The organism is Streptomyces sp. NPDC096136, assembly GCF_044763325.1.
Classification (GTDB): Bacteria; Actinomycetota; Actinomycetes; order Streptomycetales; family Streptomycetaceae; genus Streptomyces.
In genome coordinates this window covers 57,450-83,586 of the sequence record NZ_JBIWFZ010000024.1, presented here as the reverse complement: position 1 = coordinate 83,586, position 26,137 = coordinate 57,450, and the positions used below count along the sequence as shown (strand labels likewise).

The window sequence follows — 26,137 nt, the reverse complement described above, 5'->3', positions numbered from 1 at the left end:
CTCAGGCCCCTTCCTTCGCGGCGGTGTCGCCGACCAGCCGCAGATAGGCGTCCTCGAAGCCGGGGGTGCGACGGCTCACCGCCGACGGCGGGAGTCCGGCGTGCGCCAGCAGGCCCACGAGGCGGTCGTAGTCGGCGGGGTGGCTTCCGGCGAACTCCGGCCGGTGCGGTGCGCCGGGCAGCCGGGTCAGCCCGAGGCCGTCGAGCCGCTCCTCGATGTCGGCGGGCCGGCCGGGGCCCGGGGCCCCGAGGTCGACGGCGAAGGTGGACGGGCCCGCGTGCGCCTCGGTCAGCCGCGCCGGGGTGTCGAGCGCGACGAGCCGCCCGGCGCGCAGGACGCCCACCCGGCCGCAGAGCGCCTCGACCTCGTCCATGGCGTGCGAGGTGAGCAGCACCGCGACGCCGCGCGCGGCGAGGTCGAGGACCGAGCGCCAGGTCTCGCGGCGCTGGTGCGGGTCGAGGCCGGTGGTGAGTTCGTCGAGGACGACCAGGCGGACGTCGCCGATCTGGGCGAGGGCCAGGGCCAGCCGCTGGCGCATGCCGCCGGAGAGGTCGGAGATCATGCTGCGGCGGCGGTCGGCGAGGCCGAAGGTCTCCAGCAGCGCGGCCGCGGAGCCGGGTGCCCGGTAGACGGCCTCGTAGAGGTCGCACAGCTCGCCCACCCGGGCCCGGCTGGGGAACTGGGACTCCTGGAGCTGCATGCCGAGCAGCCGGGTGACCGCGTCGCGGTCGCGGCGGGGGTCGTGGCCGCACACCGTGACCGTGCCGCTGCGGACGGGCCGCAGGCCGCCGACCGCTTCGACGACCGAGGTCTTGCCCGCCCCGTTCGGCCCGATGAGCCCGAACACCTCCCCGGGGCGGATCCGGAACGAGACGTCGTGGACGGCGGTGAAGGAGCCGTAGGCGACGGTCAGCCGGTCGGCGTGCACGACGGCGTCGCCGTCCGGGTCGGGAGGCGGCGCAGGCGCGGGCGTGGCCGGGTCGGCGGACGGCTGGTCGGTGGTCACAGGCTGAGCCTCCCGGGGGCCGTGCGCGCTCCGGGGGTCGCGGAGGCGCTGAGGTGGGTGTAGAAGCCGGCGAAGGACATGTGCAGCACCAGGGCGGGCAGCACGCCGCCGGTGGCGGTGGTCAGCAGGCCGCCGACCGCGCCGAGGACGAGGCTGGAGGCGCCCAGCACGTACGCCTGGGTGCGGGTGGAGACCAGGGCGACCTGCCCGGCCGCGAACAGGCAGGTGCTGAACGCCAGGGCGAAGGCGGGGCCGCAGCCCAGTGCCCCGAGCCCGAGCAGGACCGCCCCGCGGAAGAGCACCTCCTCGAACAGCGCGGCGGTCGCCGGGACGATCCACCGGTAGTGCCGGGGCAGGGCGAGGATCGAGGCGATCCACTGGATGCGGGCGATCTCGCCGGGGACGTCCGCCCGCGGGTCGGCCCGGTAGAGCAGCGACACGCACAGGACGGTGGCGCTGGAGGTGCCGAGGACGGCCAGCAGCAGGACGAGCGCCGTCCCGGGCGCGGGGACGGCGAACAGCCGGTGGAAGTCGAGCGGCGTGGACGCCAGCAGCACCGCCAGGGCCAGGGCGCCCAGCGCCAGGTACACGAGGGTGCCGAACACGGCGAAGGCCGCCTCCGGGCGCAGTCCCGTCCGGCCGGCGAGCCACAGTGCCGTCCGCCGCCGGCGTGCCGGATCGTCGAACGGCAGCCGGTACAGGGCCAGCCAGACGGCGACCACGGCGGTGGTGAGCGCGGTGAAGGCGGGCACGCTCATCCGACCGCCTCCGGTCCGGCGGCCGGGCGGGCTCCGCGCTCCTGGCGGACGGCCAGGGCGAAGACCACCCCGTTCTGCGCGAGGTGCGCCACCAGCGGCACGGCCAGGCTGCCCGACCCCGCCATGAGCAGTCCGAAGACCGCCCCGGACAGTGTCTTCTGCGCCACCGCGAGCCCGCCGAAGAACAGGTGTCCCACCGCGTAGGCCACGGCGGCCGCCGCGACGGCGGCCCCGGCCGGCAGGCGCAGGCCCTCGTGCAGGACGCCGATCCACAGGCCCCGGTACAGCAGTTCCTCGGCGGCCGCGGTGGCCATGACGGCCGCCGCGTACCCGCCGTCCACCGCGCCGCCGCCGCGGTGGACGGCGAGCCGCGGCCGGCCCGTACCGTCCAGCAGCCGCGGCACCGCGCCGAGGGCGAACTCCGCGCCGACCAGGGCCGCGCCGACCGCCACGGCGGCCGGCAGCCAGAGCGCGCCGGGCAGCCTGCCGGTCAGGGTGTCCGGGACGAACCCGCCGTCGGCGGCGACGGCGAGGGCCGCCGCGGTCACCACCAGGTAGGCGGCGGGGGCGCCCAGCAGCCCGCGGCGGGCGGCCCGGTCCCGGTCCGCGCCCGCCTTCGCCGCGGGGCCGAACGCCGTGGCGACGCGGATGAGTTCGGCGGGGGCGACGGTGGCCGCCAGGACCAGCAGCTCAAGGGAGCGGGTGTGGGACCACATGGGTCACGCCCCCGTGCTCTCGCATCCGGGGATGGCCCTTCGGCGGGAACCCGGGCAGGCACATGCTCAGCAGCTCCGGGACGACCGCCCGGACCACCCGCCACGGGGTGTCGGCCAGCTCCGGCGGGGTGAAGTCCAGATAGCCCGCGTACTCGCTGACCCCGGCGAGGTCCGCCAGCAGCCGGCGGATCGCCGTCGTGTCGTCGGCGGCGTAGCCCGGCAGTCCGGCGAAGCCGATCCGCCCGTCGACGCGGCTCTCCACCGCGCCGAGCTTGCGCTCCGCGTCCCCGGGGGCGGCGAACCACAGCACGTTCGTGTCCAGGTCGGTGTAGGCCGAACCCGTCTGCGCGAAGTGCACGTTGGGCAGGTCGAAGACGGTACTGAACATGCCGATCCCGAGGATCGCGGTCGCCTCCGCCGCGCCGCGCAGCAGCGCCCGCCGCGGGTCCGGGTCGGCCTGGAGCCCGAAGGCGATGTAGGGCAGCTTCCCGTCCCGGCGCACCAGGGTCACCCCGATGTTCGGCAGCGGCAGCTCCGGCCGGGTCAGCAGGCTCGCCCGCACCTCGTACGGCCCGTCCGGGGCGAGCCCGGCCGCCGCGAGCAGCTCGCGGCCGTCCTCGTCCAGGTCGATCCGCGGCGCCGTGGCCCCGGTGTACCAGTTGAGGACGAAGGCGTCGATCTGCACGGCCTCGACGAGCGCGCCGAGCAGCGCCTTGTCGAGCGACACGTGGGCCGCGGTCCCGGTCGAGAAGGACGGGGTGAACAGCTTGTCGGCCGCGCCCGGATCGCTCCGGAAGCCGAGGAAGACCAGCTGCGCCGGCAGGTACACCTCCTCCCCGGGCCGGGTGAGCGACGGGCAGGCGATCCACGCGATCACGTCGTCCCCGGTCGGCAGCTCCGGCGCGTACCGGTGCATCATCCGGGCGAGCTGTCGTTGCTGTTCGGCATCGAAGACGCCCAGCAGTTCCGGCGGCAGGCACCGGTGCCGGGAGGACAGCGAACGGTAGGAGGCGTACTCGATCCGGTCCGCGAACAGCGGCATCGCCATGATCGCCGCGTAGCGCTCCACCGCCTCGCCGGTGAGCCGGGTCACCGCCTCCTCGTGGGTCGAGCCGTAGCCGGCCAGGTGGTACTGCATCTGCATGTGCGGGTCGTCCAGCGCCAGCCGGTGGTACTGCGGCATCGCCGCCGTGGCCGAGCGCAGGTACGGTTCGCCCTCCACGGCGGCGACCGAGACCAGCATGCCGGGCAGGATCCCGCCCTGGTTGCCGCCGATCCGCCCGTAGCGGGCGAGTGCCGCGCCCATTCCGGGGTGGGCCAGGACGGGTATGCCGCTCATCGGCCCCCTCCGAGCGCCTCGCGCACGTGCCGGTCGACGATCACCCGGCTGCTGAAGTTGATCTCACGGACGACGTCCCGGGCGACGTGTCCGCACGCCGGGCAGGTCCCGATGCGCAGCACGTCCTGCGCCTGGATCTCGTACGTGGGCAGGTAGATGCTCAGCGCCCGGCCCAGGAAGCGCGAGGTGCCGAGCGAGCGCAGCAGCACCGCCTCGTTGACCAGGTGGGCGCAGATCAGGGACTCCACGCCGTTCGCCCGCCCCGCGCCGCCGGGCGCCGTGGCCGCCACCATGGTGTGGTAGCCGATGTGGTCCTCCAGCCGGGCCAGCGAGCGCTGTTCGAAACACTCCAGGCAGCCGGTGCGCGGACTGTCCGCGCCCACGACGGTCGCGAACGGGCCGTCGACCAGACCGACCACCACCGGCTTCTCCAGGTGGCAGGCGAGGCGGTTGAGGCCGCGCAGGGCCAGGATCGAGGCCTGCCCGAGGTGGACCACCAGTGCGTCGCAGTGCTCCACGGTGGCGCTCAGCCGCTTCAGCGCGTCCGCCGCGGCCAGGCCCCCGGTTCCGGAGGTCAGGTCGGCGGCGTGCAGCCCGTCCAGGAAGTCCGCCGGCAGCGGCTCCAGCGGCAGGCCCAGGGCCTCGGCCTGGCCGGCCACGTACGCGGCGGCGCTGGGCGAGTCCGCCGCGAAAGCGACCGTCGCCCCGGCCGACTCTGTGGCCCCGTACAGGTCCAGGTTGCCGAGCAGCGCCCGGGCCATGTCCCCGCCGCGCTCGGAGGGTCGGTCGTACGCGAGGAAGCCGGCCTGCCGCAGCTCGTTGACCGCCAGTTGCAGGTTGGCCCGCTCGACGGGCGTCAGGCCCGCGGCGTCCGCGAACGTCCCGTCGGCGGCCTTGCCCGCCGCCAGGGTCTCGAACAGCCCGGTCATCGCGGACCGGACCGCGGGCGACTCGGCCCGCAGGTCCACGTTGACCTCGGAGAAGTTCCAGATCCCCCAGCGCAGCCGGATGACCCCCGGCTCCACCGCCAGCAGCCGGACCGAGGTCGCCAGGAGGACTCTCGCATCGGAGGGCGCAAGGGCCATGGCTCAGGCCTCCCCGTGGCCGAGGAGCGTCAGGTGGACCACGTGGCGCGACGTGCCGTCGCACCCGAGGGTCCGTTCCAGCCCCTGCTTGTCGTACCCGCCCTGGTCGCAGCCGATCAGGCCCAGCGAGGTCCGGGCCAGGTGCACGTTCTGCGAGATCCCGCCGACCTCGATCAGCGCGAAGACCAGCCCGCTGTCGCCGTACTTCTGCGAGTTGGCGTACAGGTCGTAGACGTACACCAGGGCCAGCGCGACCCGGCCGGCGTCGACGTCCGTCGTCTGCAGCTGCCGGCCCAGCTCCACCGGCTGCGGTGGCGTCCCGTACGGGACGAGGGTGTGGCCGTGCGGCTGGTAGGCGTACGCCCCGGGGGCGAGGCCCTTCACGTGCTGGGCGAGCACCGCCAGCCGGACCGGGTACAGCCCGCCGCCCGAGGGCGCGTTGCGCAGCGCCACGGCGGCGTCGCCGTCCTGGGCCGTCGGCACCGGCAGGCTGCCCGACACCCCCTGCGCGTGCCACAGCACCGTGGCCAGCTCCTCCAGCGACACGGGCTTCCCGGAGAACCCGCGGCCGCTGCGCCGGGTGGCGACCGTGTCCGTCAGGCCGCTGCGCAGCCGGCGGTGCGGGGGCAGGGCGATCGCCCCGTCCGCCCGCTCCTGGAGGTCGTTGTGCGCGGTGGACAGGACGGCGTCGTGGCCGTAGAACCTCGACACCCCCAGCTGCATTCCGAGGTCGCGCCCGCCGCGACGGTGGTTGAGCAGTAACTCCTCCCCCACGAAGCCGTGCACGGCCGGACTCCATCGGCCCCGTACCACCGACTCCGGCGCCCGCACCACCGTCGTCGCGCTGTACATCGACACGGAGGTGTGCTGCTGGCCGAAGGCCGCCACCGTCGCCATGTGGGCGTTGCGTTCCAGGTGGTCGGAGACGGCTTCCTGCGAGTCCTTCAGTGACATCTCGGCCTTTCGATCGACGGGGGGGTGCGACGGGCCTTGCGACGGGGCCTTGCTACGGGACCCTGCGGGACGACGGCTCCGCGGGATGCGGCCGCCGAGGACGTGGCGGCGGACGGCCCGCGCGCGGGGAGGCGCGGACGTCGAGCGGGGCCGGTGACCCCGCTCGACGGGGACGGCTACCAGCTGCAGCACGAGCTGCAGCAGCAGTTCCCGCCACCACAGGTGGTGCTGGCTCCCGGTGCCACCTGGACGAACGCACCGCCGGTGGCGGTGCTGCCGACCTGGCCGGAGAAGCTCAACATTGTTTCCCTCACCTCCAATCGAGGACGCGAAGAACAGGCCCTGAGCGCTGGCCGCCTGGAGCGTAGCAGCGTCCGGGGGTGGCGAGAAGCTGCCGGACGCGGCCCCAACTCGCTTCATCTGACACGGAATTGACTGCCCCTCACCGGCATGGCGTCAGGGCCGCAGCCAGATCGGATTGGTGAGGGCGGCCGGCGGGCCGGGGAGGGGCGGCGCCTGGGCCGGGTGGCGGACCTCCGCGCGGACGTAGGCGGTCCGGGCGGGTGTCGTGCGCCATTCCAGAGGCGTCGCCGCGGGAGCGGTGTGCACCAGGCCCTGGTCCGTGACCAGGCGCAGCTCGCATCCGTCCGCTCCGGTCACCGACAGCCGTACGAGGACCTCCGCGTCCGGGGCGGACGCCGCCAGCGTCTCCCCGATGCCCGCGTGGGCTCCCCGGCCGGTGACGGCGGTGAAGTCCACGGAGACGGCGCAGGATTCGGCGCCGTAGGCGCGTCCGGCGCGCAGCCCCGCGAGGATCGCCTCGCGGGACAGGTCGTCGGCGAGCACGACGGTCTGGGGTCCGCCGATCCGGTCGGGGTCGCGGTGGTAGTCGCTGTGCGCCAGGGCGGGCAGCCACCGGTCACCGGTCGCGCCGGACAGCGTGGCGTCCCAGGAGGCCAGGGACACCTCGTCGTCGGCGGTCCAGGGGCCGTTCCACACTTCGACGGCGTCGGCCTCGCCGAAGCCGGACTTCCAGGCGCAGCCGACGCAGGTGGCGTGCGGATGCGCGGGGACGACGAGGCCGCCCGCCCGCCGGACGGCGCGGGCGAAGCGCGCGAAGCGGCCGTCCCGGGACCGGTAGCGCCAGTCGATGAAGGTGCCCGGGTCGGTGCCCACGGCGAGGACGTGTCCGGTGCGCGTGGTGACCTCCTCGCCGGTGAGGACGAGCAGGCCGGCGGTGGCGGCGCCCGCCCAGGCGGTGTGGGAGCTGTGGGTGTTGTGCTCGGAGGTGTTGATGAAGTCCAGGCCGGCGGCGCGCGCGAGGGCGGTGATCTCGGTGGGGGTGCGGCGGCCGTCGGAGTGCACGGAGTGGATGTGGCAGTCCCCGCGGTACCACGCCCGGCCGCGCCCGGGTATGCGCCGGGGCGGGTAGGCCACGGGCGCGGCGGGTGCCGGTGCGCCGTGCACGAAGGTGACGGTGATCTCGTAGGACAGGCCCTGCGGGGCCACGGTGTAGGGGCCGAGGGCCAGGTACCAGCGGCCGTGCTCCAGCGGTCCCGGCAGGTAGCCGGGGGTGGCTTCGTCCGCGCGGAGGAAGAACTCGCTGCGGGCCCCGCCGGACCAGCCGCGGAAGCCGTGGCCGCCGAGCGCGGTACCGCGCTGGTCGAACAGGCCGATGTCCAGGGCGTTGCCCGCGGTGCCCGGCGGGGTGGCCGGCTTGTCGTAGCGGTAGGAGACGCGCAACTCGCGCACGCCCGGCGGGACGTCCACCGGCACGTACGCGAAGTCCGGGGCACCGGGCGGGATCGTGCCGCGCACGGTCGTGGTCGCGGTCGGCTCGGGTTCACCGGCGGCGGCGACGGCGGGCGAGGGGGAGGGGGCGGCGACGGCGGTGGCCGAAGCGGCTGCCTGTGCCAGTAGTGCTCGTCTACTGAGGGCCATGGGGCCCAGATTCCCGGGGGGAGATGAATCCGGCGTGAACACCCCGGCATCCGGTCGGGGCACGGTCACCCGCCGAACGCAGGGTGCGCCGCAGCGGCCGGGTGCCCCTCCGGCGGTGCGGCGAGGGGGAACTCCGTCCAGACGGTCTTGCCGTCCCGGGTGTAGCGGGTGCCCCATCGTTCGGTGAGCTGGGCCACCAGGAAGAGGCCGCGCCCGCCCTCGTCGGTGGTGCGCGCGCGTCGTAGGTGCGGAGCGGTGCTGCTGCTGTCGGAAACCTCGCAGATCAGGCTGCGGTCGCGGATGAACCGCAGCGTCACCGGCGTGCCGCCGCCGTACCGGTAGGCGTTGGTGACGAGTTCGCTGACGACCAGTTCGGCCGTGAAGGCCAGCTCCCCCAGGCCCCACCCGGTCAGGGTGGCCTCCGTCAGGTGCCGTGCCCGGGCGGCGGCGGTCGGCTCTGCGGGCAGTTCCCAGGAGGCGATCTGCTCCGGAGCCAGCACGCGGGTGCGGGCGAGGAGCAGCGCCACGTCATCCGGTGGGTGATCCGGCAGCATGGCGTCCTGCACCGCCGTGCAGGTCTCCCCCAGCGAGCGGCCGGGCCGGGACAGGGCTGCGCGCAGCCGTTCGAGTCCCTCGTCGAGGTCGAGGCCCCGCGCCTCGACCAGGCCGTTCGTGTACAGCGCCAGCACGCTCCCCTCGGCGAGTTCCCATTCGGCGGACTCGAAGGGGAGTCCGCCGAGACCCAGCGGCGGACCCTCGGGAAGGTCGGGCAGGCTCACCGCGCCGTCGGCGGTCACCACGGCGGGGGGCAAGTGCCCCGCCCGTGCCAGGGTGCAGCGCCGGGAGGTGGGGTCGTAGACCGCGTAGAGGCATGTCGCGCCGACGATCTGCCGGCCCCGCGCGCCTCCGCCGGCGGGCTCCTGCTCGGCTGCCAGGCGGTCGACCAGGTCGTCCAGGTGGGAGAGGACCTCGTCCGGAGCGTAGTCGAGGCCGGCCAGGGTGTGCACGGCCGTGCGCAGACGGCCCATGGTGGCCGCGGCGTGCAGGCCGTGGCCGACGACGTCGCCGACGACGAGGGCGACGCGTGCTCCGGAGAGCGGGATGACGTCGAACCAGTCGCCGCCGACGCCAGTGGCGGGTTCGGCCGGCAGGTAGAGGTGCGCGACCTCCACCGCACTGTATTCGGGCAACGCCTGCGGCAGCAGGCTGCGCTGCAGGGTCAACGCGGCCTGATGCTGCTGGGTGTAGCGGCGGGCGTTGTCGATGCACAGGGCGGCCCGCGCGGCGAACTCCTCCGCGAGCGTGAGGTCGTCCTCCTCGAACGGCTCGGGCCGCTCGGCCCGCCACAGGCTGAGCAGGCCGAGCAGCAGACCGCGGGCCGTCAGCGGTACGACCATCAGCGAGTGGGCGTGCAGGCCGAGGGCGCGCCGTGTGCGTTCCTGATCCTGGAAGTACCATCCGGGGCTGCTCCGGAGCACGGGTTCGAGGATGGGCTGCTGTTCGGCGAGGCACCTGGCTTGCGGAGTACGGGGGTCGAAGCGGAAGACCTCTCCGGCGGAGCGCATGACCGTCAGCGCCTCCGCCATGACCGAGTGGACGGCCATGCGGCGGACTCGTCCGCTCACCTCCTCGGCGGCCTCCTCGCCCCGGGCCACGGACTCCAGCAGATCCACCGAGACGGCGTCCGCGAGGTCGGGGACGGCGGCGTCGGCCAGCTCCCGGGTGGTCCGGCCGAGATCCAGTGTGGTCCCGATGCGGGAGCTCGCCCGGTTGAGCAGGGCGAGCCGCCGCCGGGCGCGGTGGCGGTCGGTGACGTCCTCCACCAGTTGGGTGACTCCGAGGATCCCGCCGGAGGGGTCCTCCATCCGGAACGCCGACACCGACACCACCCGCTCGTGGTCGGGGTCACTCCGCAGGCGGCAGGGCTGCTCGGTGAAGATCAGGGGGGCACCCGTCTCCAGCACCCGTCGCAGCCGGGTTTCGATGGTCTCCACGTCCGGACCGATGAGGAAGTCACCGATGCTCCGGCTCCGGATCTCCGCCGCGGAAAGCTGCGTGAACCGGGCCAGCGCCCTATTGATCCGCAGGATGCTCAGATCGGGGGCGTGGACGGACAGGCCGATCGGGGAGCGCCGGAACAGGCCGTCCAGGACCGACCGGTCCGTCTCCCATTGGAGCACCTCCCGCATCGGCGCGACGACGACGAACCACTCGCGGGCCGGGCCGGCCCGGATGACGGCGCGGGCGCGGAAGCCCAGCTCCACCCGCCGCCCGCTGCGGTGCAGGACGGCCAGGACGCCGGACCAGCCGCGGTCGCGCGCGCACGCGGCCGCCGCCTCCCGGACGGTCTCACGGTCACGAGGGTCGAACAGGAGTTCCAAGGCCGAGCGGCCCAGCACCTCGTCGGGCGGGTAGCCGAGGTACTCCTGTGCGCGCTCGCTCCAGCCGACGACCCTGCCGCGGTCGTCCAGAACCGCCGAGGCGGAGTTGTGCAGCGCGAACGGGTCCTCGGGCACCTCACCCGGTCCCGGCGCCGGTGCGTCCATCGCTGCCACCCTTCGACCTGCTCGGCCCACCTTCAGTATCGCCGCGCCGCCGTACGTCGGCAGGGGGCGCCCGCCCCCTCGCCGCGGCGGGCGCGCCGACGGGGCGGCCCGAAGTGGCATGCCGCCTTCGGAGTAATGACCGTTCCGCCCGTACCGCCGTGCCACGCTGTGGTCTCGAATGATCAGGGTCGTGTCAGGAGACCGGAATGCACCGCTCAGGTGAGGGGTCGTACGAGCGGACCCGTCCCGTCCCGCGGGCGGACCCGAGGACGTCGGTGCGGAAGTGGAGCAGTCCCGACACCGAGCGCGCGTGATGGCAGGAAACGACGAGGGGAAGCACCCGGGGCAGCCGCACCTTCCCGACCTGCACGTGCGTCTGCGCACCGAGCTGGCCAGGATCGACGAGCAACTCCGCTCCCTGCTGGCCGCGATGGACCGACTGCAGGGCCTGCTGGATGCGGTGGTCTCCATCAGCCAGGAGGTGGAGCTGCCCGACGTGCTGCACCGCATCGTGACCACCGCCATGGACCTGGTCGGCGCCCGCTACGGAGCACTGGGCGTACTCGGCGAGTCCGGCGAGCACTTGGAACAGTTCATCACCGCCGGCCTGTCCGAGCAGGAGCGCGCCGCTCTGGCCGAGACCGGTCTGCCCCGCGGTCAGGGTGTCCTCGGGCACCTGATCCACCACCCCGAACCCCTGCGGGTCGACAGCATCTCGGCCCATCCGTCGTCCGCCGGGTTCCCGTCCGGCCACCCGCTCCTGCACACCCTGCTCGGCGTCGCCATCAGCGTCCGCGGCGAGATCTACGGCGACCTCTACCTCTCCGAGCGGCGCGACGGCCTTCCCTTCGACGTCCACGACGAGAACGTCGTCGTCGCCCTGGCCAGTGCCGCCGGCATCGCGATCGAGAAGGTCCGCCTGTTCGAACGCGTGCGCCACGGAGCCGAGCAGTTCCAACGGCTCCTGCTTCCCACCCTGCCCGACCTGCGGCCCTTCACCGCCGCCGCCGTCTACCGGCCCGCCGCCGAACCCAGCCGACTCGGCGGTGACTGGTACGACGCCGTCCCCCTGGCCGACGACACCGTGGCAGTCGTCATCGGCGACGTGGCCGGTCACGATCTGGAGGCCGCGGCCGCCATGGCCTGCACCCGCAACATGCTGCGGGCTCTGCTCTTCGACCGGAGCAATCCGCCCAGCGCCGTCCTCGCCCAGCTCGACCGCACCCTGCACGCCATCACGAGCAACCCGGTCACCACCACGACGCTGGCGCGCTTCGAACCCGAGGAACCGGGCTGGCGACTCCACTGGAGCAGCGCGGGCCACGTCCCACCCCTGCTGATCACGCCCGGGCGCCCGGCGGAGTACCTCTTCGCCGAGCCCGGGGTACCGCTCGGGGTCGACCCCGAGCGGCCCCGCCCCGACCATTCCCGCTTCCTGCCGCCGGACGCCACCGTGGTCTTCTTCACCGACGGGCTGGTCGAACATCCCGAGCACCCCATCGACGACCGGCTCGACCGGCTCGCCGAGCTCGCCACCGGGTATGCCGCCCTGCCCCTCCAGGAGTTCGTCCGGGCTCTGGCCGATCACCACCCCAGCGACGGCCACGACGACCTGGCCATCCTCGCCCTGCGCACCCCGCGCCCCTGATCCCCGTGTCCCGCTTCCGGCCGACGGCCCCGTGGAGGGTCCGAAGGATCCGACGGATGATGGACATCGGGGCGATATCGATGCGGAGGTGTCGCCTGATGACTGGTGCGCGGCCTGAACGGCTCCGGCAGGCCGGCCTGGCCGCCCTGGAGGTCTGCGCCGTTGCCGCGCTGTACTACGGCTCCGCCACCCTGGGGCTGATCCAGCAACTGGTGGGAGGCCAGGTCACCCCGCTGTGGCCGCCGACCGGTATCGCCCTGGCGAGCCTGCTCGTGCTCGGTCCGCGGGTCTGGCCCGGGATCGCGCTGGGCGCGTTCCTGGTCAACGTCGCGCTCGGCCCGTCGATACCGGCCGTGCTCGCCATCGTGGCGGGAAACACCCTCGCGCCCGTCTGCTCGTACGCCCTGCTCCGCCGTACGGGGTTCCGTACGGAACTGGACCGTCTGCAGGATGCACTGGGGCTGATCTTTCTCGGTGCGCTCACCGGGATGCTCATCAGTGCGACGGTGGGCACCGGGACCCTGGCCCTCGCCGGTGCACTGAACGCCGGGGAGTTCTGGCCGACGTGGTCGGTCTGGTGGACGGGCGACGCCATGGGCGTCCTGGTGGTGACGCCCGTCCTGCTCGTCCTCCGCTTCGCACGCCGGCCGAAGGACGCGCGGCCGTCCCGTTGGGCGGAGGGGCTGTTGCTTCTGGCAGCCACTGTCTTCGTCGGATTCCTCGAGACCAGCGGCATGCCGCTCATGTTCCTCGGCTTCCCGCTGCTGATCTGGGCGGCCTTCCGCTTCCAGCTGGCGGGGGCCGCGCTCTGCGCCCTGTCCGTTTCGACCTTCGCCATCGCAGCCGCCGCCCGCGGCTCAGGCCCGTTCGCCGGCCATGACCTGCTCACCAACATGATCACCCTGCAGGCCTTCAACGGTTCTTCCTCGCTGACCGCGCTGCTGGTCGCGGCCGCCGTCAGCCAGCGCAACCAGACCCAGGACGAGATCGCGCGGGCCTGCGGTCTGCTGGCCGACATGGTGGCCACGGCCACCGCCGGCGGCCACCACGCCAGGCTCCCCGATGATGCGGACGTGACGGATACGGACGGCGAACGCACCGAGTAGCCGACGCGACGGCCGGCGACCCGGCCAGCCGACGTCTACCCGTGCCGTCAAGAGCCGCTCGTCCGGCGTGTCCCCGCCCGCTGGACGCCCGAGCCGCTGCAGGTGAAGCCACCGCTGCGCATTCTGGCCGTCATCGCCTCGCCGCGCGGGCCGCCCCTGCTGGACACCGACTCCGAACGCAGTCGGCTGGAGGAGGCGTTGGCCGATCAGACCGCCGCGGGACGCGTCGTCCCGAGCCGGTTCGAGCGGGAGCCTGGCATCTGGGAGCGGCCGTTGCACTCCCGTGCCGCGGCAGCCGGGCCGGCCGGTGGACTACGCCGCCGGTCCCACCCGTACCGGCGTGATGCGGACCCTTGTCCGGACGGTGACCTGGTCGATCTCGCTCGTGCGCACCGTGATGTTCAGGTTCCATTCGCCGGGCATGGGCACCTGTAGGTCGTAGGCGGCCCAGAAGCCCTTCCGGTCGGTGAGTCCGGCGTCGACGGGGCCGATTCCCAGCGCCTCCTGGGTGAGGCTCAGGCGCAGTTCGGGAACGGTGGCGAGGCCGCCGTCGGCGCTGTACACGACGGCCTCGACCGTGTTCTCCCCGACGCGTCCCGGTGCCAGGGTGACCTGCACGCTTCCCTGGTGGCCGGCCGTTCCCATGTCGAAGGGGACCGTGGCCACCTGTGCCTGTGGCTCCTGCGCGGCCGCTGCAGCGGCCGCCGCGCTCTCGGCCGCGGCGCGGCTGGGCTGGGTACCGGTGAGCACGGTGGACACCGCCAGGACCAGGACGCCGAGCACGGCCTCGACAGCGACCGTCCGGCGCAGTCCGCGCCGTTGCGCCTCCGCCCCGCCCTCGCCCTCACCCTCGCCCTCACCCTCGGGCCCGGCCTCGGCCGCGGCCTCCGGCGGCCGGGCGTCGCCCTCCCGGCCTCCCCCGCGTACGCCGGACGCCCTGCCCGGGGCCGTGCCCGCCGGGACAGCCGGTGCACCGAGCACCGCCTCCACCAGCTCGGGCGCCGTGAACCTCTGCGCGGCCGGAACAGGCCGGTGGAGCATGCGGGCGGTGAAGCGGCGCGAGAACGACGCCGCCCACAGGAGGAGCACCACGACGGCGGCCTTCACGACGAGGGTCCTTCCGTAGGCGGTGGTGGTCAGCGCCTCCCAGGAGCCGACCTGCCGCCACGACTGGTAGACCCCCGTGCCGACCAGCACGGCGACGGCGGCGAAGGCCATCACGGAGAAGCGCCCGACGACGGAGGCGGGCACCGTGCCGCCTCCGGGCCCGGGCTTGCGAAGGACGGTCGCCAAGGTGATCAGGCCGCCCAGCCAGACCCCCATGGCGAGCAGGTGCAGCACGGCGACGGGAACCGCCAGCGGCACCTGGACCCCGGCGGAAGCGTGCTCGGCAGCGGCCCAGGTGAACGCCAGCGCCAGAGCGAGCCCCACTCCGGCCCGGCGAACACGGCCCTCCCCCGGCCCTGCGCTGCGCCGCTTGAACAACACCCCCGCCGCAGCCAGCACGACGAGCCGGACGATGAGCGCACCCCCGGGCCGCCCGACCGCGGTCCGGGCCAGCTGCGAGGGGTCCGACACCTCGCCCAACCGGCCGGCCGCCTCGTACGGTCCGCGCAACAGCAGGAGCGCCACGGTGGCCACCACCGACACGACCCACCCCGTCGCCAGCAGCCTGCGCACCGGACGGAGCACACCGGCGACGGGCCGGCACACCGCGACGAACGCGGCCGCGCCGACGAGGAGCGCGAGCCCGCCGTAGGCGACGAAGCGGAAGAACCCGTACGCGCGGCCGACAGCGGTGTCGTCCAGCGAGTCGTCAGGCACCACGGCGGCGGTCTCGGACGGCTTGCCGACGGAGAAGACGAACGCGCCGGAGATGGGGTGGCCGTCCGCGGAGACCACCCGCCAGGCCACCGTGTAGGTGCCCCGGGCCGGCCCGTCGGACAACCGCACCCGAGCGGTGTTGTCCTTGCCGTCCGCGTGCTGCGCCGGCTCGGGGTTCATCCGCCGGTTCTCCGGCGACAGGACTCTCACCGAGTCCTCGGGGAAGGTCACCGACTCGGTGAAGGTCAGCGTGACCTGGCGCGGCGCCCCGTTCAGCACGGCGCCGTCGGCGGGATCCGATCCGCTGAGGCCGGCGTGCGCGAGCGCCGGGACCGCCCCTGCGACGATCAGGGCGAAGACGGCGGCGAGCAGGGCCAGAACGGTCGTCGCCTTCCGGGTGGACGGCGGTACTGGGCGCATGAGCGGGCGGCCTCCGATACGGCTTCGGCGGCACCGCCGCACGGCACTCGGCATGGCGGCGGCTGCCGCAGGACGGCGCAGTCCCGCTACGGCCACAGGACGACTGCAGACGGCAGGTGCGCACACGGAGATGTGGACGATAGCGGCGCCGACTCACCCGGGGTGATTGTTGAGCGACTTCCGCCAAAGAGCGCCGGGGAGCATCCCGGCACGGGCAGGCTGGCGGCGTTGCCCCCGTACTCGGCGAGCATGCCGTCCTTGACCGGCGTACGCGCCTTCGGCCTCGCCGCCGCCGGCTCCGACGTGCACACCGGCGGATTCGACGGGGCGGACGAACGAATCACCATCGCACCGTCGTACTTCGGCGACCTCTACGCGCGCACCCCTGCGGGCGGTCCGCGACATCCGCGGTTCTCGCCCGGCCGAGGCTGGGGCACCGGCCCCGTGGCGGTGGAGCGGGGCCCTCCGGCACGGGGCTCAGCGAACGCCTCCCGGGCCCGGCCGGCGCCGTGCAGGCCAGGCCGCGCCGTGCGACCGCAGCGAGCTCGCCCTGCGACCTGCGCCGGACCTCGGGGCGGAGTCGGTCGTCCTCACCCGCCTGATCGTCTACAGTGCAGTAGACCGTCTACTTGACTGTAGTCGCCGAGCGGCCCTTCGGGCCATCCCGTGCGTCCGAACCAGTGAGAGGCCGACCCCGCCCATGGTCACGTCCGCTACCGCCGCGCTCGCGGTGAACCTCCTCGATGCCCACTCGCTGCTCGCCGCCTTCGGTGTGGTCGGCATCGCGGTGGTGATGTTCGCCGAGACCGGTCTGCTGGTCGGCTTCTTCCTGCCCGGCGACTCGCTCCTGTTCACCGCCGGCCTGCTCTGCGCCGGCGCCGCCGACAGGAGCACGACCCTGTCCCTGCCGGCGGTCCTCGCCGCCGCCGTGGTCGGCGCGCTGGCCGGCGCCCAGTGCGGCTACCTCATCGGCCGCAAGGCGGGCCCCGCCCTGCTGGCCCGCAGCCGCTCCAGGAAGCTCCACGAGGGTGCCGCACGGGCCGAGGAGCTCCTGGCGAAGTACGGACACGCCAAGGCGATCGTGCTGGCCCGGTTCGTACCGGTGGTCCGCACGGTCCTCAATCCCCTCGCGGGGGTCCTGAACATCCCGGCGCGCGTCTTCACCTTCTGGCAGGTCGCCGGCGGCCTGCTGTGGACGGTGGGACTGGTCCTGGCCGGCTACGCCCTCGGCTCGTCGATCCCCAGCGTCGACACGTACCTCCTGCCGATCGTGGGCCTGATCGTCGCGGTCTCCCTGCTGCCCGTGGCGATCGAAATCCTCCGCTCCCGAAGGAGCGGCAAGCACCAGAACGGAACAGCGCAATGACCCCCGCCTACAACGGCTCAGGCATCGACGGCAACACGTACGTCGACGTCAACGACATCGCCCACCAGACCCCGGGCTGGCTCAACGACGCCATCGCCGCCTGGTCCCTCTACGGGCTGACGGTGTTCGCCGTGCTGATGCTCGCGGCGTGGTGGCGGGCCCGTCGCACCGGCTCCCCCTCCGCCGTCACCGCGCTGGCCGTACCGCTGATCACGCTCGTGGGCTTCGGCGTCGATCTGCTGCTCAAGCTCGTGGTCCGTGAGGACCGGCCCTGCCAGAGCCTGCACGTGGCCGTCCTGGAGGCGTGCCCCGCGCCCGGCGACTGGTCGTTCCCCAGCAACCACGCCGCCATCGCGTCCACCGCCGCCGTGGCCCTGCTGTTCGTCTCGCGCCGGCTGGGCGCCATCGCCTTGGTGGCGGCGGTGCTGATGGCCGCCTCCCGGGTCTGGGTGGGCGTGCACTACCCCCACGACGTCCTCGCCGGATGCGCGGTCGGCACCCTGGTCGCGGCGACCTGCGCCCGGGCCGTCCGGCGCAGGCAGGACATACTGGGCGACCGGCTCCGCCGCGGCCGCCTGCGCCCACTGCTGACCACCGCGTGAACCACCCCCGCCCCTCCGGGCCCACGGGCCCGGCCGATGCCCGCAAGGCCGGCCGGGTGGCCGTAGCCGCCTTCGTGATCCTTGCCGCGCTCACGCTCCGGGTGACCCGGTCCCCCGGCCGGCTGGTTCCGGTGCCGCCGGGTCAGGCCGCCGCCTGGACCGTCGGCGAGCGGCGGGCGAGCGCCTCGGAGGCCTTGGCCGTGGCGTAGCGGGAGACGGCGAGGGCGAGGGCGAGGCCCATGGCCGCTCCGGCGGCGAAGAGGCTGCCGGAGGAGACGGCCTTGGCGCTGCCGGCCTCGGCGCGCGCGGAGCCGGTGATGAACGGGACGACCGCCAGGACCGCGACGCCGAGGGCGACCTCCCCCCGGACGACGAGGGGGAAGTGGCGCAGCGTGAGGTGGCGCAGGGAGGTGGTGTCGTCGGCGCGGGGGGGTCCGGGCGACGCGGCCCGCGAGCGGGAAGTAGCCGGCCAGGAGCAGCACGACGCCCGCCCAGGCCACGTAGCCCGCCGATCTTGATCTCAGGACCGCGGCGTCACCGGAGTCACCGGTCTCCCGGGCGTGCGGAAACGATCCTCGAACCGGCGAGCCACTACGCTGTCTACAACGCAGTAGTCGACCTGCATCGGCGCAGGCTTCACCGGTCAAGGAGGATCCATGGCGGACGAGGGCGAGCGCAGACCCGCCGGCGAGCTGGAGTCCAGTGTGCTCGCCGCGCTGTGGGCAGCCGGGACGGCACAATCGGCAGCCCAGGTCAGAGCCGCCCTGCCCCAGGACCTGGCGCGCACCACGGTGGCGACCCTGCTCGGGCGCCTGTACGAGAAGGGGCTCGTGGGACGCAGGCCCGGCGGCCGCGGGTTCGTCTACTTCGCCGTGCAGGACACGCACGGCCTGGCCGCCCGGCGCATGCACCGCGAACTCGACGGGGGCAGCGACCGGAGCATGGTGCTGGCGCGGTTCGTCGAGGGGCTCGACGCGCACGACGAGGCCGAGCTCCGTCGGCTCCTGCAGGAAGACCGACCGTGATCGTGCTCCTGGTGGCGCCCCTGCTGCTGCCCTGGCTCCTGCCTCCGCTCGCGCGGCGGGTCTCGGAGAGGGTTCGTCCGGACATCGCCCTGTGGGCGGTCACCGCCGGCGCGGCGGTCCTGGCACTCGGCGTCATCGCCTGCCTGGGCGCCCTGCTGCTCCCGCTCGCCCTCCGTCTGCCCGCACTCGCCGACCTCGCCCACCTGCTCCACCCCCTCCAGGCGGGCCCGGCGGCACTGGTGCTCTGCGTCTCCACGCTCGCCGGCGGAGCGCTCGCCGTGAGCACGACCGCCGCAGCCCGCGGCGCCAAGGCGGAGCTGGTGCGGCTGCGCGCGGCCAGGGACCTCGTGGCCGGACTCCCCGAGGCCGGAGGCCTGTGCGTCCTGGACGACGAGCGGCCCGACGCGTTCGCCCTGCCCGGGAGGAAGCTCCGAACGGGCCGGATCGTGGTCACCGCGGGCATGCTCCGGGCCCTGGACCCGGGCGAGCGGGAAGCCCTCCTCGGGCACGAACGCGCCCATCTGGCCGGCCGCCACCACCTGTTCCTGGCCGCGGCGCAGCTCGCCGGATGGTGCCACCCCGCGCTGGCCTCCGTCACCCCCGCCGCCACCTTCGCCGCCGAGCGCGCGGCGGACGAAGCCGCCGCCCTCGCCTGCGGGGACAGGCGGCTGGCGGCCCGCGCCATCGGACGGGCCGCCCTGGCCACGACCGCCCGGCGCAGCGCCCTGCAGGTGCCGGCCGTCGCGGCACGGGGAACCACCGGCCCGGTACCGGCGCGGGTCAAAGCCCTCTTCGCGCAGGCTCCGGCGCGACGCACCGCCCCCGCCCTGCTGGCGATCGCCCTCCTCTGCGGCGCAGCCGGCGCGTCATCCCTCGGCGGCGCGGTCTGGCTCCATCGCGGGGTGGAAGTGGCACAGGGCGAACACCCCTCCGACTGACCCCGCGACCCCGCGCCCGCCTCGAACGCTCACGTGAATCGAGGCACCGTGTCCGCCGGTTCGCGGCACAGCGTCCCCTTCTCGTGGAGACGGGTGAGGATGGCGGCCACCGCCGTCCGCCCCGGCCCCGTGCATCGCGGGTCCTGCCGAGGGGCAGGACCTCAGCCGTGCGTGAAGTGCGGCGGCCGCTTGTCCACGAACGCGGACATGCCCTCCTTCTGGTCGGCAGTGGCGAACACCGCGTGGAACAGGCGGCGTTCGAAGCGGACGCCTTCGGCGAGGGTGGTCTCGAAGGCGCGGTTCACGGACTCCTTGGCCATCATCGCGACCGGCTTGGACATCTCGGCGACCGTCGTCGCCACCGCGAGGGCCTCGGCGAGCAGCTCGTCCGCGGGGACGATCCGGGAGACCAGCCCGGCGCGTTCGGCCTCGGCGGCGTCCATGGTGCGCCCCGTCAGGCAGAGCTCCATGGCCTTGGCCTTGCCGACGGCGCGGGTGAGGCGCTGGGAGCCGCCGATGCCGGGGATGACGCCGAGCTTGATCTCGGGCTGGCCGAACTTCGCGGTGTCGGCGGCGAGGAGGATGTCGCAGAGCATGGCCAGTTCGCAGCCGCCGCCGAGGGCGTAGCCGGAGACGGCGGCGAGGGTGGGCGTGCGGACCCCGCCGAGCCGGTCCCAGGCCGTGAACCAGTCGGTGAGGTACATGTCCATGTAGCCCTGCGGGCGCATCTCCTTGATGTCGGCGCCCGCGGCGAAGGCCTTCGCGGAGCCGGTGAGGACGATGCAGCCGACGTCCGGGTCCCGGTCCAGCTCGTCTGCGGCGGCCACGACCTCCTTCATCACCTGGAGATCGAGGGCGTTGAGCGCCTCGGGCCGGTTGAGGGTGAGGACGGCGACGCGGCCCTTGCGTTCGAGCAGGATGGTCTCGTATGCGGTCATGCGGTGCTTCCGTTCTGCGGTCGGAGGGTGCGGACGATCGCGGAGAAGTCGAGGCCGGCGCCTTCGGCGGCGGCGAACGCCGCGTACATTTCGGCGGCCTTGAGGCCCAGGGGTGCCTCCACCCCTGCGGCGCGCAGGGCGTTGGCCGCGAGGCCGAGGTCCTTGGCCATGAGGGGGGCGGCGAAGCCGGGCAGGTAGTCACGGTTGGCGGGGCTGGCCGGGACCGGTCCCGGGACGGGGCAGTTGACGGTGAGGGCCCAGCACTGGCCCGAGGCGGTGGAGGCGACGTCGAAGAGGGCCTGGTGGTCGAGACCGAGGCTCTCGGCGAGGACGAAGGCCTCGCTGACGCCGATCATGGAGATCGCGAGGATCATGTTGTTGCAGATCTTCGCGGCCTGTCCGGCGCCCGGGCCGCCGCAGTGCACGGCCTTCTCGCCCATGACGCCGAGCAGTGGCTCGGCGGCGGCGAACTGCTCGGCCCCGCCGCCCGCCATGAAGGTGAGCGTGGCCGCCTCCGCGCCGACCACCCCGCCCGACACCGGAGCGTCCAGGGCGCGGTGCCCGGCGGCGACGACCGCCTCGTGGGCGGCGTGTGCGTCGGCGACATCGATGGTGGAGCAGTCGATGAACAGGGTGCCGGGACGGGCCGCGGCCAAGAGCCCCTGCTCGCGGTAGAGGGAAAGGACGTGGTGGCCGGCCGGCAGCATGGTGACGACCGCGTCGGCTCCCGCGGCCGCCTCGGCTGCGGAGCCGGCCGGCTCGACACCGGTGGCGGCGGCGGTGGCCAGCAGCGCGGGGACGAGGTCGAAGCCGAGGACCCGGTGGCCCGCCTTGACGAGGTTGGCGGCCATCGGTCCGCCCATGTGGCCGAGGCCGATGAATGCGACGGTGGCGCTCACCAGACGACCTCCTGCGACGAAGCGGTCGCGACGAGGCGGAGCTCGTTCGCGTCGAGCGGGGCGAAGTACCGTTCCACGTCGGCCGGGGTGACGTCTTCCAGCGCGGCCGGGGACCAGTGCGGATCGCGGTCCTTGTCGATGACCTGGGCGCGGATGCCCTCGACGAGGTCGGGCGAGGCCAGGGCGGCGCAGGAGACGCGGTACTCCTGCTCCAGCACCCGTTCCAGGGGCCCGAGCCGGCGGGCCCGGCGGAGCGCGGCCAGGGTGACCTTGACCGCCGTCGGGGACTTGGACAGCAGGGTGTCCGCCGCGTCCTTCGCGGCGGGGACGCCCGAGGCGAGCAGCCGGGCGACGATCTCCTCGGCGGTCTCGGCGGCGTAGCAGTGGTCGATCCACTCGCGCGCGGAGGCCAGCCCCCCGGCCGGCGGCCCCGGCGGCCCCGCCACATGGCGCTCCAGCACCACGGGTACGGAGTCCTCCGCGAGCTCCCGCACCAGCACGGGCAGCGCCGCCGCCGGGACGAAGTGGTCGGCGAGGCCGCACAGCAGCGCGTCCGCGGCACCGATGGACGCACCGGTCAGTGCCAGGTGGGTGCCGAGTTCTCCGGGGGCCAGGGCGAGCAGGTAGGTGCCTCCGACGTCGGGGACGAAGCCGATGCCGGTCTCGGGCATGGCCACCTTCGACCGCTCGGTGACGATGCGGACGCTGCCGTGGGCCGAGACGCCCACTCCGCCACCCATGACGATGCCGTCCATGAGGGCGACGTACGGCTTGGGGTAGCGGGCGATCAGCGCGTTGAGCCGGTACTCGTCGCGCCAGAAGTCCGCCGAGGCGGTGCCGCCGGTGCGGGCGTCCTCGTGGATCGCGCGGATGTCGCCGCCCGCGCACAGACCGCGCTCGCCGGCGCCCCCGAGGACGACGAGTTCGACCGAGGAGTCGTCGGACCAGGCCGTGAGTGCCTCTTCGATGCGGAGCACCATGGAGTGGCTGAGGGCGTTGAGCGCCTTGGGACGGTTGAGGGTGATGTACGCGGCGTGGCCCTCGGTGCGCAGGAGGACAGGGGGTTCGTTGGTCATCGCAGGGTCTCCGTCAGTCCGCGCGCGACGATGACGCGCATGACCTCGTTGGTGCCTTCCAGGATCTGGTGGACCCGCAGGTCGCGGACGATCTTCTCGATGCCGTACTCGCTGAGGTAGCCGTAGCCGCCGTGCAGTTGGAGGGCGGCGTCGGCGACCGCGTACCCGGTGTCGGTGGCGAAGCGTTTGGCCATCGCGCACAGGCGCGGGGCGAGCGGGTCCCCGGTGTCCAGGGCCTCGGCGGCCTGCCGCACCAGCGCGCGGGCCGCAGCCAGCTCGGTGGCCATGTCGGCCAGACGGAACTGCAGCGCCTGCGCGTCCAGCAGGCGGCTGCCGAAGGCCTCGCGGTCGGCGAGGTAGGACAGCGAGCGGTCCAGGGCGCTCTGGGCGCCGCCGAGCGAGCAGGCGGCGATGCCGAGGCGACCGCCGTTGAGGCCGTTCATGGCGATGCGGAAGCCGTCGCCCTCGGCGCCGAGCCGCCGGCCGGCCGGAATACGGACCCCGTCGAGGACGACCTGGCGGGTGGGTTGCGCGTTCCAGCCCATCTTGCGTTCGTCGGGCCCGAAGGAGAGCCCCGGGTCCGCGCGTTCGACGACGAAGGCCGAGATCCCGCCCGGGCCGGGCTCGCCCGTCCGCGCCATGACCACGTAGACGTCCGACGCGCCGGCTCCGGAGATGAACTGCTTCACCCCCGTCAGCACGTAGTGGCCACCCTGCCTCTCGGCCCGGGTCCGCAGCGCGGCAGCGTCCGAACCGGCGCCCGGTTCGGTCAGGCAGTAGCTGCCCAAGGTCGCGGCGGTACACAGGCCGGGCAGCCAACGGTCGCGCTGCGCGCGGTCGCCGAAGCGGTCGATCATCCAGGCGACCATGTTGTGGATGGAGAGGTAGCCGGCGATGGAGGGGCAGCCCGTGGCGAGGGTCTCGAAAACGAGGACGCCGTCGCTGCGGGACAGGCCCGAACCGCCGTGCCGCTCCCGGACGTACACGCCGGCGAGGCCGAGGGAGGCGGCCCGCCGGATGACGTCGACGGGGAAGTGCTTGTCCTGGTCCCAGGCCACGGCGTGGGGGGCGAGCTGCTCCCGGGCGAAGTCGAGGGTGACCTCGGCGAGGGCGAGCTGGTCCTCGGTGAGAGTGGTGGTCACGGCGCTCACCCCATCGTCGGGATGGTGAAGCTCGCGCCTTCCTTGACCCCGGAGGGCCAGCGCGAGGTGACGGTCTTGGTACGGGTGCAGAAGCGGATCGAGTCCGGTCCGTGCTGGTTCAGGTCGCCGAATCCGGAGCGCTTCCAGCCGCCGAAGGTGTGGTAGGCGACGGGCACCGGGATGGGCACGTTGACGCCGACCATGCCGGTGTTGACCCGGCGGGTGAACTCGCGGGCGGTGTCCCCGTCCCGGGTGAAGATCGACACGCCGTTGCCGTACGGATGCTCGCTCGGCAGCCGCAGTGCCTCCTCGAAGTCCGCCGCCCGGACCACGGACAGCACCGGGCCGAAGATCTCCTCCCGGTAGATCCGCATCTGCGGGGAGACCCGGTCGAAGAGGGAGGCACCGGCGAAGTAGCCGTTCTCGTGCCCGTCCAGGGTGAACCCCCGGCCGTCGAGGACCAGTTCGGCGCCCTCGTTCACGCCGATGTCGACGTAGCGGCGCACCCGGTCCAGGGCGTCGCGGCTGACCAGGGGGCCGAAGTCGGCCTCCGGATCGTCGGAGCGGCCGATCTTCAGGGTCGAGATCCGCTCCTTGAGGGCGGCGACCAGGCGGTCCGCCGTTTCCTCGCCCACGGGTACGGCGACGGAAATGGCCATGCAGCGCTCGCCGGCCGAGCCGTAGCCGGCGCCGACGAGGGCGTCGACGGCCTGGTCGAGGTCGGCGTCCGGCATCACGATCATGTGGTTCTTGGCGCCGCCGAAGCACTGGGCGCGCTTGCCGTGGGCGGCGGCGGTGGCGTAGATGTGCGCGGCGATCGGGGTGGAGCCGACGAAGCCGAGGGCCTGGACGCGCGGGTCCTCCAGGAGGGTGTCGACCGCCTCCTTGCCGCCGTTGACCACGTTGAGGACGCCCGGCGGCAGGCCCGCCTCGAGGAACAGCTCGGCAAGGCGCAGCGGAACCGACGGGTCGCGTTCGGACGGCTTGAGGACGAAGGCGTTCCCGCAGGCCAGCGCCGGGGCGGCCTGCCAGAGCGGGATCATGGCGGGGAAGTTGAAGGGGGTGATCCCGGCGACCACGCCCAGCGGGGAGCGCAGGGAGTGCACGTCGATGCCGGTGCCGGCGTTGTCGGTGAACTCGCCCTTGAGGAGGTGCGGAACACCGGCGGCGAACTCCACCACCTCCAGGCCTCGCTGCAGATCGCCGTGGGCGTCGGCCACGGTCTTGCCGTGTTCGGCCGACAGGAGCCTGGCCAGGTCCTCGCGCTCGCCCTCGACGAGCTGGAGGAAGCGCAGCAGGACACGGGCCCGGCGCTGCGGGTTCCACTGCCCCCATTCCCCTTGCGCCTCCCGGGCGTTGGCGATCGCGGCCTCGGTGTCGGCGCGTCCGGCCAGCGGGACGCGGGCCTGGACGGAGCCGGTGTTGGGGTCGTACACGTCGGCGAGGAGCCCGGAGGTGCCGGTGGTGTGCTTTCCGCCGATGAAGTGGGTGAGTTCACGGACCATGGATGCCTGCTCTCGTCAGGTTGGATCCGGGGATGGCACGACAGGCCGGCGGACGACACCCGGATGGGGTGCTCCGCTACGGAAGCCGTGAGAACTACGAGCGCGCGGAAGTGGTGTGCGTACGCTCCGCCGGATCACCAGGGTCGTGGGTACAAACCGGTGCCATGCGTGTCTGCTCCATCCTCGTGGACAACACGGAACATCCGCGGCCGGTATCCTGACTCCCGGATCACCGCGCGCCGCCCGCCTTCCCGACAGCCCTCGTCAGTGGCGTGTGGATGGCAGCACACTCCCCGGTCACAGTGGCGGGACCGTGCCGGACTCACACCGGCTTCCCTGCACCGCGGACCTTGTGCCACGAACATATAGTTGGACGTCCTAGTAAGTCCAGACCCGCCACTCGAGCGCGCCCACCTTCGCAGCCCGCGCACCGTCTCCCCGCTTCCGGGACCCGCACCCCTCACCGGAGCCGGATGACCAGGCGCCCCACCGCAGCGCGACGGTGTCGCCCACGTCGCGGCGGCCGGGTTGCCCGCGCCGTCGTCGACGGTCACCGCCGGCCTGGTCGCGGTCCCGGCGGTGACCGGCACGGGAGATCGGCGTCTTGCCGCTGCCGGTGTTCGGGACGCCGGGCCCTTCTCCCTCGACCCCCACGGCTCCATCGCCTGCCCACCTCCCCGGCCTCCCCTTCACCGAGCAGTTCCACCGCTACCCCGCCTTCGACCTCGCCACCTCCCTCGTCCGGGACACCGGCCGCGCCGCCACCAACTTCGTCTGCATCCGCCTCGCCGGCCCGGCGGTCCTCACGATGTTCCACCGCACGCATCCTCACGTGACCGATGGTGCGATGATGCGTTCGTGGTGACAGATGCCGAGTGGGCCCGGATTCGGAAGAACTTGGACTTCGGACAGGTCTTCGAGGGCACGGTCGTGAGCGTTCCCCGGCCGGGTGCCATCGGGATCTTCGTGGACATCGGCCTGAGCGTCGGAGGGTTCGTCGACGTCCTGCTACTGCCGGAGGTGGGCGAGGACTGGCCGACGGAGGGCACCGTGGGCGAATTCGAGGTCTGGTGGGCTGACAGGCGCCAGCAGATCCGACTGAAGCCTTGCGATTCCCGGTACCTGCGGCACGACTTCACAGACTTCGTTGAACGCCTGCGGCCGAGTTGGCCATCCGAAGTCGGCCGGCCCGTGCCGGACCCCGAGCCTGTGACCCACGAGGAGCTGCGGGCCGCGTACCGCTCCGGCGGACCGTGGGCCGGCCCCTCCCCGAGGCTGAACGTGTCACAGCCCTGACAGGAGC

The 26,137-nt window shown here is 73.7% G+C and carries 22 protein-coding genes, 1 pseudogene and 1 riboswitch; of the genes and pseudogenes, 9 read left to right on the top strand and 14 right to left on the bottom strand.

Features of this window, described 5'->3' with window-relative positions; translation table 11 throughout:
- Position 1 precedes the first annotated feature (1 nt).
- From ACIRBY_RS33445 to ACIRBY_RS33420, 6 genes are read right to left on the bottom strand one after another with little or no spacing between them, the layout of a single operon-like run.
- Positions 2 to 1,006 carry an ABC transporter ATP-binding protein gene (locus ACIRBY_RS33445; RefSeq protein ID WP_403907812.1) on the bottom strand — a complete coding sequence of 335 codons (1,005 nt, stop codon included), beginning with the start codon at positions 1,004 to 1,006 and terminating at the stop codon, positions 2 to 4.
- Entirely contained in the window at positions 1,003 to 1,764 is a 762-nt protein-coding gene (locus tag ACIRBY_RS33440) for a type II CAAX prenyl endopeptidase Rce1 family protein (RefSeq protein WP_403907810.1), read from the bottom strand. Before ACIRBY_RS33440 ends, ACIRBY_RS33445 begins: the two co-directional genes overlap by 4 nt.
- Positions 1,761 to 2,480 (bottom strand): type II CAAX prenyl endopeptidase Rce1 family protein, encoded by a 720-nt coding sequence (locus ACIRBY_RS33435; protein ID WP_403907808.1) that lies wholly within the window; start codon positions 2,478 to 2,480, stop codon positions 1,761 to 1,763. The genes ACIRBY_RS33440 and ACIRBY_RS33435 overlap by 4 nt, the downstream gene beginning before the upstream one ends.
- The gene (locus ACIRBY_RS33430) at positions 2,455 to 3,819 is read right to left on the bottom strand and encodes a YcaO-like family protein (protein ID WP_403907806.1); all 1,365 of its coding nucleotides are present in this window, start codon (positions 3,817 to 3,819) and stop codon (positions 2,455 to 2,457) included. Before ACIRBY_RS33430 ends, ACIRBY_RS33435 begins: the two co-directional genes overlap by 26 nt.
- Positions 3,816 to 4,904, bottom strand: coding sequence for a hypothetical protein (locus ACIRBY_RS33425; RefSeq protein ID WP_403907804.1), 1,089 nt, complete (start codon positions 4,902 to 4,904; stop codon positions 3,816 to 3,818). Before ACIRBY_RS33425 ends, ACIRBY_RS33430 begins: the two co-directional genes overlap by 4 nt.
- A gap of 3 nt (positions 4,905 to 4,907) precedes the next feature.
- Positions 4,908 to 5,858 (bottom strand): SagB/ThcOx family dehydrogenase, encoded by a 951-nt coding sequence (locus tag ACIRBY_RS33420; protein ID WP_403907802.1) that lies wholly within the window; start codon positions 5,856 to 5,858, stop codon positions 4,908 to 4,910.
- A gap of 153 nt (positions 5,859 to 6,011) precedes the next feature.
- On the opposite strand from ACIRBY_RS33420, the gene ACIRBY_RS33415 reads away from it, so the two are divergent.
- On the top strand, positions 6,012 to 6,293 hold the full coding sequence (locus tag ACIRBY_RS33415; protein ID WP_403907800.1) for a hypothetical protein: 282 nt from the start codon (positions 6,012 to 6,014) through the stop codon (positions 6,291 to 6,293).
- Positions 6,294 to 6,314: 21 nt separating this feature from the next.
- Here ACIRBY_RS33415 and ACIRBY_RS33410 read toward each other — a convergent pair whose 3' ends face one another.
- Together ACIRBY_RS33410 and ACIRBY_RS33405 are read right to left on the bottom strand one after the other, a co-directional pair.
- Positions 6,315 to 7,799: a CehA/McbA family metallohydrolase gene (locus ACIRBY_RS33410; protein WP_403907798.1), complete on the bottom strand. Its 1,485-nt coding sequence runs from the start codon at positions 7,797 to 7,799 to the stop codon at positions 6,315 to 6,317.
- Between the two features lie 65 nt (positions 7,800 to 7,864).
- Entirely contained in the window at positions 7,865 to 10,345 is a 2,481-nt protein-coding gene (locus tag ACIRBY_RS33405) for a SpoIIE family protein phosphatase (RefSeq protein WP_403907796.1), read from the bottom strand.
- Between the two features lie 313 nt (positions 10,346 to 10,658).
- On the opposite strand from ACIRBY_RS33405, the gene ACIRBY_RS33400 reads away from it, so the two are divergent.
- Both ACIRBY_RS33400 and ACIRBY_RS33395 read left to right on the top strand, forming a co-directional pair.
- Entirely contained in the window at positions 10,659 to 11,993 is a 1,335-nt protein-coding gene (locus tag ACIRBY_RS33400) for a PP2C family protein-serine/threonine phosphatase (protein ID WP_403907794.1), read from the top strand.
- 98 nt (positions 11,994 to 12,091) lie between these two features.
- Positions 12,092 to 13,099: an MASE1 domain-containing protein gene (locus ACIRBY_RS33395; RefSeq protein ID WP_403907792.1), complete on the top strand. Its 1,008-nt coding sequence runs from the start codon at positions 12,092 to 12,094 to the stop codon at positions 13,097 to 13,099.
- Between the two features lie 312 nt (positions 13,100 to 13,411).
- Here ACIRBY_RS33395 and ACIRBY_RS33390 read toward each other — a convergent pair whose 3' ends face one another.
- On the bottom strand, positions 13,412 to 15,343 hold the full coding sequence (locus ACIRBY_RS33390) for a copper resistance CopC/CopD family protein (protein ID WP_403907790.1): 1,932 nt from the start codon (positions 15,341 to 15,343) through the stop codon (positions 13,412 to 13,414).
- Between the two features lie 700 nt (positions 15,344 to 16,043).
- Between ACIRBY_RS33390 and ACIRBY_RS33385 the strand changes: the two genes are divergently transcribed.
- The 4 genes from ACIRBY_RS33385 to ACIRBY_RS33370 all read left to right on the top strand — a co-directional run bounded on the left by ACIRBY_RS33385 (position 16,044) and on the right by ACIRBY_RS33370 (position 19,274).
- Entirely contained in the window at positions 16,044 to 16,709 is a 666-nt protein-coding gene (locus tag ACIRBY_RS33385) for a DedA family protein (protein ID WP_403907788.1), read from the top strand.
- The gene (locus tag ACIRBY_RS33380) at positions 16,706 to 17,311 is read left to right on the top strand and encodes a phosphatase PAP2 family protein (RefSeq protein ID WP_403907786.1); all 606 of its coding nucleotides are present in this window, start codon (positions 16,706 to 16,708) and stop codon (positions 17,309 to 17,311) included. Before ACIRBY_RS33385 ends, ACIRBY_RS33380 begins: the two co-directional genes overlap by 4 nt.
- A gap of 656 nt (positions 17,312 to 17,967) precedes the next feature.
- On the top strand, positions 17,968 to 18,336 hold the full coding sequence (locus ACIRBY_RS33375) for a BlaI/MecI/CopY family transcriptional regulator (RefSeq protein ID WP_403907784.1): 369 nt from the start codon (positions 17,968 to 17,970) through the stop codon (positions 18,334 to 18,336).
- On the top strand, positions 18,333 to 19,274 hold the full coding sequence (locus ACIRBY_RS33370; protein ID WP_403907782.1) for a M48 family metalloprotease: 942 nt from the start codon (positions 18,333 to 18,335) through the stop codon (positions 19,272 to 19,274). The genes ACIRBY_RS33375 and ACIRBY_RS33370 overlap by 4 nt, the downstream gene beginning before the upstream one ends.
- 161 nt (positions 19,275 to 19,435) lie before the next feature.
- Here ACIRBY_RS33370 and ACIRBY_RS33365 read toward each other — a convergent pair whose 3' ends face one another.
- From ACIRBY_RS33365 to ACIRBY_RS33345, 5 genes are read right to left on the bottom strand one after another with little or no spacing between them, the layout of a single operon-like run.
- Positions 19,436 to 20,212 (bottom strand): enoyl-CoA hydratase, encoded by a 777-nt coding sequence (locus ACIRBY_RS33365; RefSeq protein WP_403907780.1) that lies wholly within the window; start codon positions 20,210 to 20,212, stop codon positions 19,436 to 19,438.
- A complete protein-coding gene (gene mmsB, locus ACIRBY_RS33360) occupies positions 20,209 to 21,111 on the bottom strand; it encodes a 3-hydroxyisobutyrate dehydrogenase (RefSeq protein ID WP_403907778.1) in 903 nt (300 codons plus the stop codon). Before mmsB ends, ACIRBY_RS33365 begins: the two co-directional genes overlap by 4 nt.
- A complete protein-coding gene (locus tag ACIRBY_RS33355; protein ID WP_403907776.1) occupies positions 21,108 to 22,187 on the bottom strand; it encodes an enoyl-CoA hydratase/isomerase family protein in 1,080 nt (359 codons plus the stop codon). The genes mmsB and ACIRBY_RS33355 overlap by 4 nt, the downstream gene beginning before the upstream one ends.
- Positions 22,184 to 23,338, bottom strand: coding sequence for an acyl-CoA dehydrogenase family protein (locus ACIRBY_RS33350; protein ID WP_403907774.1), 1,155 nt, complete (start codon positions 23,336 to 23,338; stop codon positions 22,184 to 22,186). Before ACIRBY_RS33350 ends, ACIRBY_RS33355 begins: the two co-directional genes overlap by 4 nt.
- Positions 23,335 to 24,834: a CoA-acylating methylmalonate-semialdehyde dehydrogenase gene (locus ACIRBY_RS33345; protein ID WP_403907772.1), complete on the bottom strand. Its 1,500-nt coding sequence runs from the start codon at positions 24,832 to 24,834 to the stop codon at positions 23,335 to 23,337. Before ACIRBY_RS33345 ends, ACIRBY_RS33350 begins: the two co-directional genes overlap by 4 nt.
- A 189-nt stretch (positions 24,835 to 25,023) precedes the next feature.
- Positions 25,024 to 25,209, bottom strand: a riboswitch (cobalamin riboswitch).
- Between the two features lie 258 nt (positions 25,210 to 25,467).
- Between ACIRBY_RS33345 and ACIRBY_RS33340 the strand changes: the two are divergent.
- Together ACIRBY_RS33340 and ACIRBY_RS33335 are read left to right on the top strand one after the other, a co-directional pair.
- Positions 25,468 to 25,699: pseudogene (locus tag ACIRBY_RS33340) on the top strand (hypothetical protein); the annotation flags it as partial.
- Positions 25,693 to 26,130 (top strand): hypothetical protein, encoded by a 438-nt coding sequence (locus ACIRBY_RS33335; RefSeq protein ID WP_403907770.1) that lies wholly within the window; start codon positions 25,693 to 25,695, stop codon positions 26,128 to 26,130. The pseudogene ACIRBY_RS33340 and the gene ACIRBY_RS33335, both read left to right, overlap by 7 nt.
- Positions 26,131 to 26,137 lie beyond the last annotated feature (7 nt).

Excerpts from the sequence above, each read along its gene's own strand:
- ACIRBY_RS33420 (WP_403907802.1), bottom strand. The coding sequence starts at position 5,858 with ATGTCACTGAAGGACTCGCAGGAAGCCGTCTCCGACCACCTGGAACGC.
- ACIRBY_RS33385 (WP_403907788.1), top strand. The coding sequence starts at position 16,044 with ATGGTCACGTCCGCTACCGCCGCGCTCGCGGTGAACCTCCTCGATGCC.
- ACIRBY_RS33410 (WP_403907798.1), bottom strand. The coding sequence starts at position 7,799 with ATGGCCCTCAGTAGACGAGCACTACTGGCACAGGCAGCCGCTTCGGCC.
- ACIRBY_RS33355 (WP_403907776.1), bottom strand. The coding sequence starts at position 22,187 with ATGACCAACGAACCCCCTGTCCTCCTGCGCACCGAGGGCCACGCCGCG.
- ACIRBY_RS33365 (WP_403907780.1), bottom strand. The coding sequence starts at position 20,212 with ATGACCGCATACGAGACCATCCTGCTCGAACGCAAGGGCCGCGTCGCC.
- ACIRBY_RS33440 (WP_403907810.1), bottom strand. The coding sequence starts at position 1,764 with ATGAGCGTGCCCGCCTTCACCGCGCTCACCACCGCCGTGGTCGCCGTC.
- ACIRBY_RS33405 (WP_403907796.1), bottom strand. The coding sequence starts at position 10,345 with ATGGACGCACCGGCGCCGGGACCGGGTGAGGTGCCCGAGGACCCGTTC.
- ACIRBY_RS33430 (WP_403907806.1), bottom strand. The coding sequence starts at position 3,819 with ATGAGCGGCATACCCGTCCTGGCCCACCCCGGAATGGGCGCGGCACTC.
- ACIRBY_RS33345 (WP_403907772.1), bottom strand. The coding sequence starts at position 24,834 with ATGGTCCGTGAACTCACCCACTTCATCGGCGGAAAGCACACCACCGGC.
- ACIRBY_RS33390 (WP_403907790.1), bottom strand. The coding sequence starts at position 15,343 with ATGCGCCCAGTACCGCCGTCCACCCGGAAGGCGACGACCGTTCTGGCC.
- ACIRBY_RS33400 (WP_403907794.1), top strand. The coding sequence starts at position 10,659 with ATGGCAGGAAACGACGAGGGGAAGCACCCGGGGCAGCCGCACCTTCCC.
- ACIRBY_RS33380 (WP_403907786.1), top strand. The coding sequence starts at position 16,706 with ATGACCCCCGCCTACAACGGCTCAGGCATCGACGGCAACACGTACGTC.
- ACIRBY_RS33395 (WP_403907792.1), top strand. The coding sequence starts at position 12,092 with ATGACTGGTGCGCGGCCTGAACGGCTCCGGCAGGCCGGCCTGGCCGCC.
- ACIRBY_RS33435 (WP_403907808.1), bottom strand. The coding sequence starts at position 2,480 with ATGTGGTCCCACACCCGCTCCCTTGAGCTGCTGGTCCTGGCGGCCACC.
- ACIRBY_RS33375 (WP_403907784.1), top strand. The coding sequence starts at position 17,968 with ATGGCGGACGAGGGCGAGCGCAGACCCGCCGGCGAGCTGGAGTCCAGT.
- ACIRBY_RS33425 (WP_403907804.1), bottom strand. The coding sequence starts at position 4,904 with ATGGCCCTTGCGCCCTCCGATGCGAGAGTCCTCCTGGCGACCTCGGTC.